Annotated in this window: 11 protein-coding genes and 3 rRNA genes; 13 read left to right on the top strand and 1 reads right to left on the bottom strand. The window is 68.0% G+C overall.

Annotated elements, in window-relative coordinates; translation table 11 throughout:
- The first annotated feature begins 238 nt into the window (after positions 1 to 238).
- The 4 genes from FE634_RS11440 to FE634_RS11425 all read left to right on the top strand — a co-directional run bounded on the left by FE634_RS11440 (position 239) and on the right by FE634_RS11425 (position 6,254).
- A 16S ribosomal RNA gene (locus tag FE634_RS11440) occupies positions 239 to 1,775 on the top strand.
- A 504-nt stretch (positions 1,776 to 2,279) separates the two neighbouring features.
- Positions 2,280 to 5,434 (top strand): 23S ribosomal RNA (locus FE634_RS11435).
- Between the two features lie 143 nt (positions 5,435 to 5,577).
- Positions 5,578 to 5,694: ribosomal RNA gene (gene rrf / locus FE634_RS11430) — 5S ribosomal RNA — on the top strand.
- The 16S, 23S and 5S rRNA genes sit together here, the layout of an rRNA operon.
- Positions 5,695 to 5,876: 182 nt before the next feature.
- Positions 5,877 to 6,254, top strand: a complete 378-nt coding sequence (locus FE634_RS11425) for a single-stranded DNA-binding protein (RefSeq protein ID WP_137295411.1) — start codon at positions 5,877 to 5,879, stop codon at positions 6,252 to 6,254.
- Here the strand turns inward: FE634_RS11425 and FE634_RS11420 are convergent.
- Entirely contained in the window at positions 6,214 to 7,350 is a 1,137-nt protein-coding gene (locus tag FE634_RS11420) for a DUF1015 family protein (RefSeq protein ID WP_137295410.1), read from the bottom strand. The genes FE634_RS11425 and FE634_RS11420 overlap by 41 nt on opposite strands.
- A 71-nt stretch (positions 7,351 to 7,421) precedes the next feature.
- On the opposite strand from FE634_RS11420, the gene FE634_RS11415 reads away from it, so the two are divergent.
- The 9 genes from FE634_RS11415 to xerD all read left to right on the top strand — a co-directional run bounded on the left by FE634_RS11415 (position 7,422) and on the right by xerD (position 16,640).
- Positions 7,422 to 8,423, top strand: coding sequence for an HAD-IIA family hydrolase (locus FE634_RS11415; RefSeq protein WP_246060934.1), 1,002 nt, complete (start codon positions 7,422 to 7,424; stop codon positions 8,421 to 8,423).
- A gap of 28 nt (positions 8,424 to 8,451) precedes the next feature.
- On the top strand, positions 8,452 to 8,661 hold the full coding sequence (locus FE634_RS11410; RefSeq protein ID WP_138875938.1) for a hypothetical protein: 210 nt from the start codon (positions 8,452 to 8,454) through the stop codon (positions 8,659 to 8,661).
- Entirely contained in the window at positions 8,661 to 9,500 is an 840-nt protein-coding gene (locus tag FE634_RS11405; RefSeq protein WP_148240607.1) for a TlyA family RNA methyltransferase, read from the top strand. Before FE634_RS11410 ends, FE634_RS11405 begins: the two co-directional genes overlap by 1 nt.
- On the top strand, positions 9,497 to 10,447 hold the full coding sequence (locus FE634_RS11400) for an NAD kinase (RefSeq protein ID WP_246060933.1): 951 nt from the start codon (positions 9,497 to 9,499) through the stop codon (positions 10,445 to 10,447). Before FE634_RS11405 ends, FE634_RS11400 begins: the two co-directional genes overlap by 4 nt.
- Positions 10,444 to 12,159, top strand: coding sequence for a DNA repair protein RecN (recN, locus tag FE634_RS11395; RefSeq protein WP_148240606.1), 1,716 nt, complete (start codon positions 10,444 to 10,446; stop codon positions 12,157 to 12,159). The genes FE634_RS11400 and recN overlap by 4 nt, the downstream gene beginning before the upstream one ends.
- 27 nt (positions 12,160 to 12,186) lie before the next feature.
- A complete protein-coding gene (locus FE634_RS11390; protein WP_137295406.1) occupies positions 12,187 to 13,881 on the top strand; it encodes a CTP synthase in 1,695 nt (564 codons plus the stop codon).
- Positions 13,878 to 14,477 carry an NUDIX domain-containing protein gene (locus FE634_RS11385; RefSeq protein ID WP_148240605.1) on the top strand — a complete coding sequence of 200 codons (600 nt, stop codon included), beginning with the start codon at positions 13,878 to 13,880 and terminating at the stop codon, positions 14,475 to 14,477. The genes FE634_RS11390 and FE634_RS11385 overlap by 4 nt, the downstream gene beginning before the upstream one ends.
- A 103-nt stretch (positions 14,478 to 14,580) precedes the next feature.
- Positions 14,581 to 15,705 carry an alanine dehydrogenase gene (gene ald, locus FE634_RS11380; RefSeq protein ID WP_138875937.1) on the top strand — a complete coding sequence of 375 codons (1,125 nt, stop codon included), beginning with the start codon at positions 14,581 to 14,583 and terminating at the stop codon, positions 15,703 to 15,705.
- On the top strand, positions 15,702 to 16,640 hold the full coding sequence (xerD, locus tag FE634_RS11375) for a site-specific tyrosine recombinase XerD (RefSeq protein WP_137295403.1): 939 nt from the start codon (positions 15,702 to 15,704) through the stop codon (positions 16,638 to 16,640). The genes ald and xerD overlap by 4 nt, the downstream gene beginning before the upstream one ends.
- The last annotated feature ends 1 nt before the right edge of the window (position 16,641 follow it).

Here is a 16,641-nt window from a genome sequence, read left to right as displayed (position 1 = left end):
AACCCAAGGTTGACGCGGTGAGAAAGACCAGGTAAGGTTTCACAGGTTGCGCCAGATCGGATCCCGCAAAGATCTTGAGGGCGTGTGCGTCTGATGTTTGAGAACTCAACAGTGTGTCATAGTCGACGGATTAGTTTGTATGTCCTGTCCTCTTTCTTGAGGGTTTGGACGGTTTTTTTCGGCAATGATTCTGGCGAAAGCTAGTGTCGTCGTCGGGTTTGAATTGTTTGTAGAGGTTTCTACGGAGAGTTTGATCCTGGCTCAGGACGAACGCTGGCGGCGTGCTTAACACATGCAAGTCGAGCGGTAAGGCACTTCGGTGTACACGAGCGGCGAACGGGTGAGTAACACGTGAGTAATCTGCCCCTCACTCTGGGATAAGCACTAGAAATGGTGTCTAATACCGGATACGACCGATCTCCGCATGGGGTGTTGGTGGAAACTTTTGTGGGTGGGGGATGTGCTCGCGGCCTATCAGCTTGTTGGTGGGGTAATGGCCTACCAAGGCTTCGACGGGTAGCCGGCCTGAGAGGGTGACCGGCCACACTGGGACTGAGACACGGCCCAGACTCCTACGGGAGGCAGCAGTGGGGAATATTGGACAATGGGCGGAAGCCTGATCCAGCAACGCCGCGTGAGGGATGACGGCCTTCGGGTTGTAAACCTCTTTCATCATCGACGAAGCTCGACGTTCAGTCGGGTGACGGTAGGTGGAGAAGAAGCACCGGCCAACTACGTGCCAGCAGCCGCGGTAATACGTAGGGTGCGAGCGTTGTCCGGAATTATTGGGCGTAAAGGGCTCGTAGGCGGTTTGTCGCGTCGGGAGTGAAAACACTGGGCTTAACCGAGTGCTTGCTTTCGATACGGGCAGACTTGAGGCATTGAGGGGAGAACGGAATTCCTGGTGTAGCGGTGAAATGCGCAGATATCAGGAGGAACACCGGTGGCGAAGGCGGTTCTCTGGCAATGTTCTGACGCTGAGGAGCGAAAGTGTGGGGAGCGAACAGGATTAGATACCCTGGTAGTCCACACCGTAAACGTTGGGCGCTAGGTGTGGGGCCTATTCCATGGGTTCCGTGCCGCAGCTAACGCATTAAGCGCCCCGCCTGGGGAGTACGGCCGCAAGGCTAAAACTCAAAGGAATTGACGGGGGCCCGCACAAGCGGCGGAGCATGCGGATTAATTCGATGCAACGCGAAGAACCTTACCTGGGTTTGACATACACCCTGCCGCTCCAGAGATGGGGCTTCTTTTGGGGGTGTACAGGTGGTGCATGGCTGTCGTCAGCTCGTGTCGTGAGATGTTGGGTTAAGTCCCGCAACGAGCGCAACCCTCGTCCTATGTTGCCAGCAAGCCCTTCGGGGTGTTGGGGACTCATAGGAGACTGCCGGGGTCAACTCGGAGGAAGGTGGGGATGACGTCAAGTCATCATGCCCCTTATGTCCAGGGCTTCACGCATGCTACAATGGCCGGTACAAAGGGCTGCGATCCCGTGAGGGGGAGCGAATCCCAAAAAGCCGGTCTCAGTTCGGATTGGGGTCTGCAACTCGACCCCATGAAGTCGGAGTCGCTAGTAATCGCAGATCAGCAACGCTGCGGTGAATACGTTCCCGGGCCTTGTACACACCGCCCGTCACGTCACGAAAGTCGGCAACACCCGAAGCCAGTGGCCTAACCACCTTGTGTGGGGGGAGCTGTCGAAGGTGGGGCTGGCGATTGGGACGAAGTCGTAACAAGGTAGCCGTACCGGAAGGTGCGGCTGGATCACCTCCTTTCTAAGGAGCACACACCCCGCACGTCCAACGAAGTCGCCGCGTCTTGTGGTGGTGGGTTTGGGTGGCATTGGTGGTGTCTCACTAGTGGAACCGTCGATGAATGTCCATCGGTGATGGATGCTGACCGTTAGTACTGCTTGCAGGTTCTCCTTCGGGGAGGGTGTGTGGGTGTGGAAGGTGGTGGGTGTTCGGATCGGTTGGGTTTGGCACACTGTTGGGCCCTGAGACATCAGGCCCAGTCACCCGAGCAAAGCTCTCACCGGCAGTGGTTGGTGGGGGTGGGTGGTATGGCTGGTTGGTTTCTTGGTGTTTGACTTGTTGATAGTGGACGCGAGCATCCGCCCGCACGTGATCGCATCGGTGCCGGCCTCTTACGGGGGGTTGGGTTGTCGGTGGGGTCTCATGGTGTGGGCGATGTTTTGTAGTGTTATGCGCTGATGCGTGCATGCAGGTTGTGTGCGTGTTGGTGTGTGTCTTTGTGTTGTGTTTGTTGAAGGTTTGTATTGGCAAGCATTGAAGGGCACATGGTGGATGCCTTGGCATCAAGAGCCGATGAAGGACGTTGGAGCCTGCGATAAGCCCTGGGGAGTTGGCAACCGAGCTGTGATCCGGGGGTGTCCGAATGGGGAAACCCGGCTGGAGTCATGTCCAGTCACCTGCACCTGAATAAAATAGGGTGTGTGGAGGGAACGTGGGGAAGTGAAACATCTCAGTACCCATAGGAAGAGAAAACAAAAGTGATTCCGAGAGTAGTGGCGAGCGAAATCGGATGAGGCCAAACCTATTCCGTGTGATACCCGGCAGGGGTTGCGGGATGGGGGTTGTGGGAGCATTCGTGGTCATCTGCCGGTGACTGGGACAGTAAGAAAATCGCGTGGAAGTTGAAGTCCGTTGGAAAGCGGCGCCGTAGAGGGTGATAGCCCCGTAGTCGTAAAACGTGATCTGTCTGTAGTGTTTCCCAAGTAACACGCCACTCCTGAAATGGTGTGTGAATCTGGCGGGACCACCCGTTAAGCCTAAATACTTCTTGATGACCGATAGCGGACAAGTACCGTGAGGGAAAGGTGAAAAGTACCCCTGGCGGGGAGTGAAATAGTACCTGAAACCGTGTGCCTACAATCCGTCAGAGCCCGGCCGTCCACCAGCCATGGTGGGTGTGGGGGTGATGGCGTGCCTTTTGAAGAATGAGCCTGCGAGTTTGCGTTGTGTTGCGAGGTTAACCCGTGTGGGGAAGCCGTAGCGAAAGCGAGTCCTAATAGGGCGTTTGAGTAGCATGATCAAGACCCGAAGCGGAGTGATCTATCCATGGGCAGGTTGAAGCGCGGGTAAGACCGCGTGGAGGACCGAACCCACTTAGGTTGAAAACTGAGGGGATGACCTGTGGATAGGGGTGAAAGGCCAATCAAACTCCGTGATAGCTGGTTCTCCCCGAAATGCATTTAGGTGCAGCGTTGCGTGTTTCTTGCCGGAGGTAGAGCACTGGATAGCCGATGGGCCCGACCAGGTTACTGACGTTAGCCAAACTCCGAATGCCGGTAAGTGAGAGCGCAGCAGTGAGACTGCGGGGGATAAGCTCCGTAGTCGAGAGGGAAACAGCCCAGACCATCAGCTAAGGCCCCTAAGCGGTGACTAAGTGGAAAAGGATGTGGAGTCGCAGTGACAACCAGGAGGTTGGCTTGGAAGCAGCCACCCTTGAAAGAGTGCGTAATAGCTCACTGGTCAAGTGATTCCGCGCCGACAATGTAGCGGGGCTCAAGTCATCCGCCGAAGCTATGGCATTCACACTCCCTTGGATGGGAACTCGGCCACTGGGTGGTTGGGTGTGTGGGTGGGTAGGGGAGCGTCGTGTCGCGAGTGAAGCTCCGGAGTGATCCAGGGGTGGACGCGACACGAGTGAGAATGCAGGCATGAGTAGCGAATCACGGGTGAGAAACCCGTGCGCCGAATGATCAAGGGTTCCAGGGTCAAGCTAATCTGCCCTGGGTAAGTCGGGACCTAAGGCGAGGCCGACAGGCGTAGTCGATGGACAACGGGTTGATATTCCCGTACCGGCAAAGTAGCGCCCATGACGAGCCCGGTGATGCTAACCATCTGAAGCCACATCGACCGATCCCTTCGGGGTGAGGAGGTGTGGTGGAGCGTGGGATCCGATCCGGTAGTAGTCAAGCGATGGGGTGACGCAGGAAGGTAGTCCAGCCCGGGCGATGGTTGTCCCGGGGTAAGCAGGTAGGGCGTGGTCCAGGCAAATCCGGTCCGCTGACTTTGATGTCGAGCTTGAGATGTGATGCCGAGCCATTATTGGTGAAGTGGATGATCCTATGCTGTCGAGAAAAACCTCTAGCGAGCTACGCGCCGCCCGTACCCCAAACCGACTCAGGTGATCAGGTAGAGAATACTAAGGCGATCGAGTGAACCATGGTTAAGGAACTCGGCAAAATGCCCCCGTAACTTCGGGAGAAGGGGGACCCGAACCGTCAACACCTTCGCGGTGGGTAGCGGGGAGGGTCGCAGAGACCAGGCCCAAGCGACTGTTTACTAAAAACACAGGTCCGTGCGAAGTTGTAAGACGATGTATACGGACTGACTCCTGCCCGGTGCTGGAAGGTTAAGAGGACCTGTTAGACCACGCAGTGGTTGAAGCGGAGAATTTAAGCCCCAGTAAACGGCGGTGGTAACTATAACCATCCTAAGGTAGCGAAATTCCTTGTCGGGTAAGTTCCGACCTGCACGAATGGAGTAACGACTTGGGCGCTGTCTCAACCATGGACTCGGCGAAATTGCACTACGAGTAAAGATGCTCGTTACGCGCGGCAGGACGGAAAGACCCCGGGACCTTTACTATAGTTTGGTATTGGTGTTTGGTTCGGCTTGTGTAGGATAGGTGGGAGACTTTGAAGCAGCCACGCCAGTGGTTGTGGAGTCATCGTTGAAATACCACTCTGGTCGTACTAGATGTCTAACCTAGGTCCATGATCTGGATCAGGGACAGTGCCTGATGGGTAGTTTAACTGGGGCGGTTGCCTCCTAAAAAGTAACGGAGGCGCTCAAAGGTTCCCTCAGCCTGGTTGGCAATCAGGTGGCGAGTGTAAGTGCACAAGGGAGCTTGACTGTGAGACAGACATGTCGAGCAGGGACGAAAGTCGGAACTAGTGATCCGGTGTCGGCATGTGGAAGCGACATCGCTCAACGGATAAAAGGTACCCCGGGGATAACAGGCTGATCTTCCCCAAGAGTCCATATCGACGGGATGGTTTGGCACCTCGATGTCGGCTCGTCGCATCCTGGGGCTGGAGTAGGTCCCAAGGGTTGGGCTGTTCGCCCATTAAAGCGGCACGCGAGCTGGGTTTAGAACGTCGTGAGACAGTTCGGTCCCTATCCGCCGCGCGCGTTGGAAACTTGAGAAAGGCTGTCCCTAGTACGAGAGGACCGGGATGGACGAACCTCTGGTGTGCCAGTTGTCCCGCCAGGGGCACGGCTGGTTGGCTACGTTCGGAAGTGATAACCGCTGAATGCATCTAAGCGGGAAGCACGTTTCAAGATAAGGTTTCCCACCCCCTTTGAGGGGTTAAGGCCCCCAACAGACTATTGGGTTGATAGGCCGGAGGTGTACAGCAGCAATGCCCAGCCGACCGGTACTAATAGGCCGAGGGCTTGCCTTACAAATCTTCAACCAACATCACACAAAGAACAACATCTGTTGTTGTCGTGTTCGCGTCCACTACACAAGTTTCCACACCACCCACCCCACGGGCGGCTCCCAGGGAGCCCGGCACGGGGGTTGGGAGGGGTGTGGACATAGAGTTACGGCGGCCATAGCGGCGGGGAAACACCCGGTCCCATACCGAACCCGGAAGTTAAGCCTGCCAGCGCCGATGGTACTGCAATCGCGAGGTTGTGGGAGAGTAGGACGCCGCCGGACAATCATTCGCAGAAGGGCGACCCCTCGGGGTCGCCCTTCTGTCGTTTTCGCGGTCGTCGACCACGGGGATCACCACCTGTCGTCCACAGGCGCGCGGTTCCCGAGGTTCTCCCCAGGCGGCGGCTGGTCGGGCGGATTCCGTCCCCGGAGCCCGTCAGGGTTCGTGGTGGAGGTGAGGCGTCATGAGCGCACCCACGAACGAGGGGACGACCCCGTCCTCGCAGGAGACGGTCGAGGCCGTCAACGACGTCAGGCTGGTGGGTCGCCTGGCCGCGCCGGCCGAGAGCAGGGAGCTGCCGAGCGGCGACACGCTCGTGGCGTTCCGCGTGGTGGTCGACCGGCCGCCGGGGCAGCAGCAGCGTCAGCGCGTCGACGCCCTCGAGTGCGTCGTCTGGTCGGGCCGGGTCAAGCGCTCGGTCCGCACCTGGCGCGAGGGCGACGTCGTGGAGGTCAGCGGCTCCATCCGGCGCCGGTTCTTCCGCACCGCGGTCGGCACGGGCTCCCGGGTGGAGGTCGAGGTCAGGTCGGGTCGGGTTCTTCGTCGCGCCAGGAGCGGATGAAGGCGCCGAAGGCGGGTTTCGGCTGGAACGACGTGGCCTTCTCGGGGAAGAGCCGGCCGCTCGCCACGACGCGCTGCACCTGCTCCACCGACGGCGCCGGCATCAGCACGGCGGTGCCGTGGTCGGGCTCGACCTGCGCCAGCGCCTCCCGCGCGGTGTGGTGGAACGTCACCCGGCTGGGACCATGACCCAGGGAGGGGACCAGCTGGTCGTGGAGGATCTCGGCCTCCACCCGGTCGCCCTCGAGCTCGAGGTGGACCGTGAGCCACGTCTCGGTGTCGGTGACCACCAGCGTCCGGGGTCCGAGGAGCGCGACCGCCTCCTCGTGCGTGCGCAGGGTCGTGCGGATGCCCAGGGTGCGGGCCGCGGCCTCCACGTCGTGCACGGAGGTGCCGGCCAGGACCCGGTGGATGGCGCCCAGGAAGAGCGGGGTGTCGCTCTGGTCGACGATCATCGCCAGTCCGCGGTCGGCGGACGGGCCGAGGTCGCGCTGCTGCAGGCGCAGGTAGGCGGCGTAGCGGTGGTGCCCGTCGGCGATGAGTGCGGTCGTCGGCGCGACGAGCTCGGCGACCTCGGCGACCACGGAGGCGTCGGTGATCGCCCAGATCCGGTGGAAGTGGCCGGAGCGGTCGGTGATCTCGTGGTCGGGGGCGGCGCGGCGCACCTGGGCCAGGAGCGTGCGAAGTGCTTCCGGAGAGTCCTGCACGAGCAGGATCGGGCCGGGGTTGACCCGCATCTGCTCCATCCGGTCGGCGAGGTCGTCGGCCTGGGCCGGGTAGATCCCCTCGTGCGGCAGGATCGCGCGGTCCTCGAGCCGCACGGCGCGGCTGGAGACGTCGATCGCACCGACGAGCCCGCGCACGGTGATCCCGTCGACGGTGTACTCGTGCACGTAGAGCGCGGGCTCCGGGTCGTGGGTGATCATCCCGCGGGCCTCCCACGTCTGCAGCCGGCTGGCGAGGTCGCGGTAGGGGCGGGCGAAGAGACGGGACGCGGCCGGGTCGCCGATGCGCGAGGGGACCAGCCGCAGCGCCCGGAACGGCGTCAGCCGGAGCGGTCGCGCCACGAACGGCGGGGTGACCGCGGCGGACTCCATCCGGTCACCCTACGAGGAGCCGGGTGGGGGCGAGGGCGACGACACGACCGGACGGCTGGGAGACTCGGGGCATGCTGGCTGAATCCGCGACACCCCTCGCCGAGGGCTACGACCTGGCGATGCTCGACCTCGACGGCGTCGTCTACGTCGGGCCGGACGCCGTGCCCGGCGCGGCCGACCACCTGGCCGAGGTCCGGGCCGGCGGGATGCGCCTGGCCTTCATCACCAACAACGCCTCGCGACCGCCGTCGACCGTCGCCGACCACCTCACCTCGTTGGGGGTCCAGGCCGACGTCGGGGACGTCGTCACCTCGGCGCAGGCCGCCGCGCGGGTGCTGCTCGACCGGCTGGGCCCCGACGGCCGGGTCGTCCTGCTCGGCGGCGAGGGCCTGGAGGTGGCGCTGGCCGAGACCGGGCTGAGCGTCGTCGGGCCCGAGGACGACGCCGACGCGGTGGTGACCGGCTACGGACCCCAGGTGGTGTGGGCCGACATCATGCGGGCCTCGGTGCGGATCCGCGACGGCCTGTGGTGGGTGGCCAGCAACACCGACCTGTCGATCCCGACGCCCTACGGCGTCGCCCCCGGCCACGGCGTCCTGGTCGACACGATCCGGCGGTTCTCGGGGGTGGAACCCGAGGTCGCCGGCAAGCCGGCGCGCCCGCTGCTCGACGAGACGGTGCGACGCGTCGGCGGCGACCGACCCCTCATGGTCGGCGACCGGCTCGACACCGACATCGAGGGGGCCCGCAACGTCGGCATCGACTCCCTGCTCGTGCTCACCGGCGTCACCGGGCTCGCCGAGCTGGTCACCGCCCGCCCCGAGGAGCGCCCCACCTACGTCGGCCTCGACCTCGGCGCGCTCCGCGAGCCGCAGCCGGCTCCCCGGGAGACCGGTGGGGGCTGGGCCCTCGGTGGCTGGTCCGGCCGCGTGGTGGCCGACCGGCTCGAGGTCGACGGCGAGGGCGACGCGGGGGACTGGTGGCGCGTCGTGGCGGCCGCGGCGTGGTCGCACCTGGACGCCTCCGGCACCGCCCCGAGCACCGACGACCTGGCCCCGCCCGCGGCGTCGTGACGCCGGCACCGGCCGGTAGGCTCGCGGGATGAGTGTGCAGCCCGGTGACGAGTGGTCCGACGACACGGGCCTGCTGGACGACGAGCCGCCCTTCCCCCGGCCCGAGCCCTCCGGTGACGCGCGCGTCGACGCCGTGATCGAGGCGGTCGCCGGGCTCGACGACCGCCCCCTCGAGGAGCACGTCGCCGTCCTCGAGGCCGCCCACGGCGAGCTCCGCCGCGCCCTCGACACCGCCTGATGCCCCCTCGTCGCCTCCGCCTCGACGCTGAACTGGTCCGGCGCGGCCTGGCCCGCTCGCGCGAGCACGCCGCCGAGCTGGTGTCGGCGGGACGGGTGACCGTGTCCGGGGCGACCGCCACCAAGCCCGCGACCGGCGTCACCACCGACGTCGCGATCGTGGTCGTCGACGACCCCGACCGTCCCGACTACGTCTCGCGGGGCGGGCACAAGCTCGCCGGGGCGCTCGACGTCTTCGAGCCGGCCGGCCTGGTGGTGGCGCGGCGACGCTGCCTGGACGCCGGCGCCTCGACCGGTGGGTTCACCGACGTGCTCCTGCGTCGCGGGGCCCGGGAGGTCGTCGCCGTCGACGTCGGCTACGGCCAGCTGGCCTGGTCGCTGCAGAGCGACGACCGGGTCGACGTCCGGGACCGCCAGAACGTGCGGGAGATCACCGCGGACCTGATCGGCGGCCCGGTCGACCTGGTGGTCGGCGACCTCTCCTTCATCTCCCTCACGCTCGTGCTCGACGCGCTGACGGGCGTCACCGCCGCCGACGGCGACCTGGCGCTCATGGTCAAGCCCCAGTTCGAGGTCGGCAAGGACCGGATCGGCAAGGGCGGCGTCGTCCGCGACCTCGGCCTGCGCGCCGAGGCGGTCGCGACGGTCGCCGACCACGCGGCCCGCCGGGGCTGGGGGGCCCGGATGGTGACCCGGAGCCCGCTGCCCGGTCCGTCCGGCAACGTCGAGTTCTTCCTCTGGCTGCGCCGGGGCGACCCCGAGATCTCCCAGGACGACATCGACGCGGCTGTGCACGGCGCCGACGTCTCGTCGGTCCCGGGTGAGAGGCTGGAGCCGTGACGGACTCCGCGACGGTGAGACGGGTGCTGCTGCTGGCGCACACCGGGCGGGCCGAGGCGCGCGACGTCGCGACCGCGGTGATCTCGGGCCTCACCTCGCACGGGATCGTGGTGCGGCTGCTGCGGCCGGAGGCCAAGGACCTCGGGGTCGACCTCGAGTCCCCGACGCTCGAGCTCACCGAGTCCGAGACCGACGCCGGTCACGACTGCGAGCTGACCCTCGTCATCGGCGGCGACGGCAGCATCCTGCGCGCCGTCGAGCTCACCTACGACAGCGCCACCCCCGTGCTCGGGGTCAACCTCGGCCACGTCGGCTTCCTCGCCGAGGCCGAGCCCGAGGAGGTCGACGCGACCATCACCGCGATCGTCGAGGCGCGCTACATCGTCGAGGACCGGCTGACCCTCGACGTCGAGGTCAGCCTCGACGGCGAGGTGCTCGCCCACACGTTCGCGGTCAACGAGGCCAGCGTCGAGAAGGCCGCCCGCGAGCGGATGATCGAGGTGGTCGTCGAGGTCGACGGCCGTCCGCTGTCGCGCTGGGGCTGCGACGGCGTCGTCTGCGCGACGCCGACCGGGTCGACGGCCTACAACTTCAGCGCCGGGGGCCCGATCGTCTGGCCCCAGGTCGAGGCGCTGTGCGTGGTCCCGCTCAGCGCGCACGCCCTCTTCGCCCGTCCGATGGTGGTCGGGCCCGACTCGGTCGTCGCCATCGAGGTGCTCGCCCGCACCGACGTGTCGGGCGTGCTGTGGTGCGACGGCCGGCGCACGGTCGACCTGCCGCCCGGGGCCCGCATCGAGGTCCGCCGCGGCGTCCGCCCGGTGCGGCTCGCGCGGGTGCACCACGCGCCGTTCACCGACCGGCTGGTCGCCAAGTTCGGGCTCAACGTCGAGGGCTGGCGCGGCGAGGGCGAGCGGCGCCGGCTCCGGGCCACGAGCGAGGCGCCGTGATCGAGGAGATCCGGATCAGCTCGCTCGGCGTCATCGACGCCACCGTGCTCGAGCTCGGTCCCGGCCTGACCGTCATCACCGGTGAGACCGGCGCCGGCAAGACGATGGTCGTCACCGCGCTCGGCCTGCTGCTCGGGGGCCGGGCCGACACCGGCGCCGTGCGCACCGGCGCGAAGCAGGCCCGCGTGGAGGGCGTCGTCAACGCCGCGGGACTGCCCGGCTTCGTCGCCTCCGTCGAGGACGCCGGCGGCGAGGTCGAGGACGGCGTCGTCGTGCTGGCGCGCAACGTCTCGGCCGAGGGCCGCTCGCGCGCGTTCGTCGGTGGGGCGACCGTGCCCGTCGCGACCCTGACCGAGGTCGCCGAGCCGCTGGTCGCCGTGCACGGACAGTCCGACCAGCACCGGCTGCTGCTGCCGCGCGCCCAGCGCGACGCCGTCGACCGGTTCGGCGGTCCCCGGCTGGCGAAGATCCTGGCCCGCTACACCGACCTCTACCGCCGCCTCGACGCCACCAGCCGCGAGCTCGACGACGTCGTCGCCTCCTCACGCGAGCGAGCCCGCGAGGCCGACCTGCTGCGCTTCGGGCTCGGCGAGGTCGAGGCGGTCTCCCCCGAGCCGGGGGAGGACGACGCGCTGGCCGCCGAGGAGTCCAGGCTCGGCTACGCCGACACCCTGCGCGCGGCCGCCGAGCACGCGCGCACCGCGCTCTCCGGCGACGAGTCCGGCGAGAGCGGGGCCGACGCCCTCGGCACCACCGCGGCCGCCCGCGGGTTCCTCGAGAGCGTCCGCGAGCACGATCCCGAGGTCGCCGAGCTGGCCGACCGGATGGCCGAGGTCGTCTACCTCGTCTCCGACGTCGCCGCCGACGTCGCGTCCTACGCCGACCGGGTCGACACCGACCCGCACCGGCTGGCCGCGGTCTCCGAGCGCCGCGCCGCGCTCACCGCCCTGACCCGCAAGTACGGCGAGACGCTCGAGGAGGTGCTGGCCTGGTCGGCCCGGGCCGCGACCCGGCTGCTCGACCTCGACGGCACCGACGAGCGGATCGAGGCGCTCACCGCCGAGCGCGACCGGCTGCGCTCCGAGCTCGGCACGGCGGCCGCGGCGCTCTCCAAGGCCCGCACGACGGCGGCCCGCACGCTGGAGAAGCAGGTGACCGCCGAGCTCACCCTGCTGGCGATGCCCCACGCCGTGCTCTCGATCCGGGTCACCCCGACCGAGCCGGCCGCGCACGGGGCCGACGACGTGCAGCTGCTGCTGGCCGCCAACACCGGCTCGGAGCCGCGTCCGCTGTCGAAGGGCGCCTCGGGCGGCGAGCTGTCGCGGGTCATGCTGGCCATCGAGGTCGCCCTCGCCGGCACCAGCCCGGTGCCCACGTTCGTCTTCGACGAGGTCGACGCCGGTGTCGGCGGCGCGGCCGCGGTCGAGGTCGGGCGGCGGCTGGCCGAGCTGGCGCGCACCGCCCAGGTCCTCGTCGTGACCCACCTGCCGCAGGTGGCGGCCTACGCCGACCGCCACGTCCTGGTGCAGAAGTCCAGCGACGGGTCGGTCACGAGCTCGGGGCTCACCGTGCTCGACGACGCCGCCCGCGAGCGCGAGCTGTCGCGGATGCTCGCCGGCCTCGCCGACTCCGACACCGCCCTGGCCCACGCCCGCGAGCTGCTCGACGTGGCGCAGGTGGCGAGCCGCACGGCGCGCGGAGGCAGCGACTAGCGCCGGACTGGGATAGGATCGAATCCCGTGAAGGCGGCCCCGGTACACCAGTCCAAGCACGTGTTCGTCACCGGCGGAGTCGCCTCGTCGCTCGGCAAGGGGCTGACCGCCTCGAGCCTGGGTCGGCTGCTGCGCTCGCGCGGGCTCCGGGTCACGATGCAGAAGCTCGACCCCTACCTCAACGTGGACCCCGGGACGATGAACCCGTTCCAGCACGGTGAGGTCTTCGTCACCAACGACGGCGCCGAGACCGACCTCGACGTCGGTCACTACGAGCGCTTCCTCGACACCGACCTCAACCAGATCGCCAACGTGACGACCGGCCAGGTCTACGCCAGCGTCATCGCCAAGGAGCGCCGCGGCGACTACCTCGGCGACACCGTGCAGGTCATCCCGCACATCACCAACGAGATCAAGGACCGCATCCTCGCGATGGGCGGGCCCGAGATCGACGTCGTGATCACCGAGATCGGCGGCACCGTCGGCGACATCGAGTCGCTGCCGTTCCTCGAGTCCGCCCGCCAGGTGCGCCACGAGATCGGCCGCGACAACTGCTTCTTCCTCCACGTCTCCCTGGTGCCGTACATCGGGCCGTCCAAGGAGCTCAAGACCAAGCCCACCCAGCACTCGGTCGCCGCGCTGCGCCAGGTCGGCATCCAGCCGGACGCCGTCGTGTGCCGCGCCGACCGCGAGCTGCCGGACTCCATCAAGCGCAAGATCTCGCTGATGTGCGACGTCGACGAGGAGGCCGTGGTGACCGCGGCCGATGCCCCCTCGATCTACGACATCCCGAAGGTGCTGCACCGCGAGGGCCTCGACGCCTACGTCGTGCGCCGCCTCGACCTGCCCTTCCGCGACGTCGACTGGACGATCTGGGACGACCTGCTGCGCCGCGTGCACCACCCGAAGGAGGAGGTGACCGTCGCGCTGGTCGGCAAGTACATCGACCTGCCCGACGCCTACCTCTCCGTCGTCGAGGCGCTGCGCGCGGGCGGCTTCGCCCACGAGGCGAAGGTGGAGATCCGCTGGGTCCCCTCCGACGAGTGCGCCACGCCGGCCGGCGCGGCCCGGCAGCTGGCCGACGTCGACGGCATCATCGTCCCCGGCGGCTTCGGCATCCGGGGGATCGAGGGCAAGCTCGGCGCGCTGACCTACGCCCGCACCCACCAGATCCCCACCCTCGGGCTCTGCCTGGGCCTGCAGTGCATGGTCATCGAGTACGCCCGGTCGGTGGCCGGGCTCGAGAAGGCCGCCTCCACCGAGTTCGACCCCGACTGCCCCGAGCCGGTCATCGCGACCATGGAGGAGCAGAAGTCCTACGTCGAGGGCGCCGGCGACCTGGGCGGCACGATGCGCCTGGGCCTGTACCCCGCCGAGCTCGCGCCCGGCAGCGTGGTGCACGAGCAGTACGGCGCCGACCGGATCGAGGAGCGGCACCGGCACCGCTACGAGGTCAACAACGACTACCGCGACCAGCTCGCCGCGGCCGGCCTGGTCTTCTCCGGCACCAACCCCGACCTCGGGCTGGTCGAGTTCGTCGAGCTGCCCCGCGAGGTGCACCCCTACTACGTCTCGACCCAGGCGCACCCCGAGCTGCGCTCGCGGCCGACCCGCCCGCACCCGCTCTTCAGCGGCCTGGTCGGCGCGGCGATCGACCGGCAGCGCGAGCTGCGCTTCCCCATCGACGAGACCGGGCTGCGTCCCGAGCCGACCGAGGCGTGAGCGCGCTGGCCGACCGGCCCGAGCAGTGGCCGGTGCTCGAGACGCACGACCTGCACCGGGACGGGTGGGTGGTGGCCCTGCGGGCCGACACCGTGCGCCGGCCCGAGGGCGGCGACGAGGCGCCGTTCCGGCGGATCGTGCTCGAGCACCCCGGCGCGGTGGTGGTCCTGGCCGTCGACGACGACGACCAGGTCGTGCTGCTGCGGCAGTACCGCCACGCCGCCGGCCACCGGTTCGTCGAGCTCCCGGCCGGGCTGGTCGACCACCCGGGCGAGGAGCCGGTCGACGTCGCCCGCCGCGAGCTGGCCGAGGAGGCCGGGCTGGCGGCCGAGTCCTGGACCGACCTCGGCACGAGCTGGTCGAGCCCCGGCATCTCGGCCGAGCGGATCCACCACTTCCTGGCCCGCGGCCTCACCGACGTCGGCCGCGGCGACTTCGAGGTGGAGCACGAGGAGGCCGACATGGAGGTCTTCCGGGCCCCGTTCGCCGACCTGGTCGCCGCCGTCCTGGCCGGCGACGTCACCGACGGCCCGCTGGTGATCGCGGTGCTGAAGGCCCACGCGGCCGGCCTCGTCGGGCCCGGCCTGCCGGCCTAGGCCGCCGCCACCCCCGAGCACCTGACCGGACCGGCGTGCGGGAGTAGGGTCACCGGGCGAGAAGGGCACAACGACGTGCCCCGCACCCTCGAGGAGGTCATCGGTGAAGGTCGGCGTGCCCAAGGAAGTCAAGAACCACGAGTACCGGGTGGCGATCACGCCGGTCGGGGTGCACGAGCTGACCGCGCACGGTCACGACGTGGTGGTCGAGCACGGGGCCGGCGTCGGCTCCTCCATCCCCGACGAGGAGTACGTCGCCGCGGGCGCGCGGATCGTGAGCACGCCCGAGGAGGCGTGGGGCACCGACGGCGACATCAACGTGGTGCTCAAGGTCAAGGAGCCGGTCGCCGAGGAGTACCACCGGATGCGCGAGGGCCTGACCCTCTTCACCTACCTCCACCTGGCCGCCGACAAGCCGCTGACCGAGGAGCTGCTGGCGCGCAAGGTCACCGGCATCGCCTACGAGACCGTTCAGCTGCCCTCGGGCGCGCTGCCGCTGCTGTACCCGATGTCGGAGGTGGCCGGCTGCCTGGCGCCCCAGGTCGGTGCCTACTCGCTGCTCAAGGCCCAGGGTGGCCGCGGCGTGCTGATGGGCGGCGTCGGGGGCGTGGCCAACGCGAAGGTCGTCATCATCGGCGCCGGGGTCTCGGGTCAGAACGCCGCGAACATCGCCCTCGGGATGGGCGCCGACGTGACGCTGCTCGACACCGACCTCGACAAGCTGCGGATGTCGTTCTGGCGCTACAACAACCGCGTCCACGGCCTCGCCTCGTCGAGGCTGGCGATCGAGCAGCAGGTCATGGAGGCCGACATGGTCATCGGGGCGGTGCTGATCCCCGGTGCCGCGGCCCCCAAGCTGGTCACCAACGACCTGGTCTCGCGGATGAAGCCCGGCTCGGTGCTGGTCGACATCGCCGTCGACCAGGGTGGCTGCTTCGAGGACACCCACGCCACCACCCACGCCGACCCGACCTACCAGGTCCACGGCTCGACGTTCTACTGCGTGGCCAACATGCCCGGTGCGGTGCCCAACACCTCCACCTACGCGCTGACCAACGCCACCCTGCCGTACACCGTCGCGCTGGCCGACCGGGGCTGGGTCGAGGCCTGCCGGGCCGACCGGTCCCTGGCGCTGGGGCTCAACACCCACGCCGGTGCCCTGACCAACGCCCCGGTGGGCGAGGCCGTCGGCATCGAGGCGGTCGCGCTCGACGACGTCCTGGCGTGACCGCCGAGGGCGCCGGCGCGGTCGCGCGTGCGGTCCGCACCTACCTCGACCACCTCTCGGTCGAGAAGGGCCTCGCGCTCAACACGCTGACGTCCTACCGGCGCGACCTGAGGCGCTACCTGGCGTTCCTCGGCGCCGAGGGGGTCGAGGACCTGGCCGGGGTGAGCGAGGCCACCGTGTCGGCGTTCCTCGTGCGACTGCGCGAGGGCGACGCCGACCACCCGCCGCTGAGCAGCACGTCGGCGGCCCGCACCGTCGTCGCCGTGCGCGGGTTCCACCGGTTCGCGGTCGCAGACGGGCTCGCGGACGCCGACCCCGCGGCCGGCGTGAAGCCGCCGGCCGCGGGCAAGCGGCTGCCCAAGGCGCTGCCGCTCTCCGACGTGGAGGCGATCCTCGAGGCCGCCGGCGCCCCGGGCACGAACCTCGCGCTGCGCGACCGTGCGCTGCTCGAGGTGCTCTACGGCACCGGGGCCCGGATCTCCGAGGCCGTGGGGCTCGACGTCGACGACCTCGACGCGGTCGACGGGACCGTGCTGCTGCGCGGCAAGGGCTCGAAGGAGCGGATCGTGCCGATCGGCTCCTACGCCCGCGACGCCGTCGAGGCCTACGTCGTCCGCGCCCGGCCGGAGCTGGTCTCGACCCGCGCCGTCGGCGGGGCGCTGTTCCTGAACGCCCGCGGCGGACGGCTCTCGCGACAGTCGGCGTGGGCGGTGCTGGTCCGGGCCGCCGAGAGGGCCGGGGTGACCCGCGACGTGTCCCCGCACACCCTGCGGCACTCCTTCGCCACCCACCTGCTCGACGGCGGCGCCGACGTCCGCGTCGTCCAGGAGCTGCTGGGGCACGCGTCGGTGACCACCACCCAGGTCTATACGCTCGTGACCGTCGACAACCTGCGCGAGGTCTTCGCCACGGCGCACCCCCGCGCCCGGGAGTGAC

The organism is Nocardioides sp. S-1144, from assembly GCF_005954645.2.
Classification (GTDB): domain Bacteria; phylum Actinomycetota; class Actinomycetes; order Propionibacteriales; family Nocardioidaceae; genus Nocardioides; species Nocardioides dongxiaopingii.
The sequence above is the reverse complement of the archived record's forward strand: the minus strand, read 5'-3'. Positions and strand labels throughout refer to the sequence as shown.

Bases quoted from the DNA above. Each gene is read 5' to 3' on its own strand.
- FE634_RS11425 (WP_137295411.1), top strand. From the start codon at position 5,877: ATGAGCGCACCCACGAACGAGGGGACGACCCCGTCCTCGCAGGAGACG.
- FE634_RS11420 (WP_137295410.1), bottom strand. From the start codon at position 7,350: ATGGAGTCCGCCGCGGTCACCCCGCCGTTCGTGGCGCGACCGCTCCGG.
- FE634_RS11415 (WP_246060934.1), top strand. From the start codon at position 7,422: ATGCTGGCTGAATCCGCGACACCCCTCGCCGAGGGCTACGACCTGGCG.
- FE634_RS11410 (WP_138875938.1), top strand. From the start codon at position 8,452: ATGAGTGTGCAGCCCGGTGACGAGTGGTCCGACGACACGGGCCTGCTG.
- FE634_RS11405 (WP_148240607.1), top strand. From the start codon at position 8,661: ATGCCCCCTCGTCGCCTCCGCCTCGACGCTGAACTGGTCCGGCGCGGC.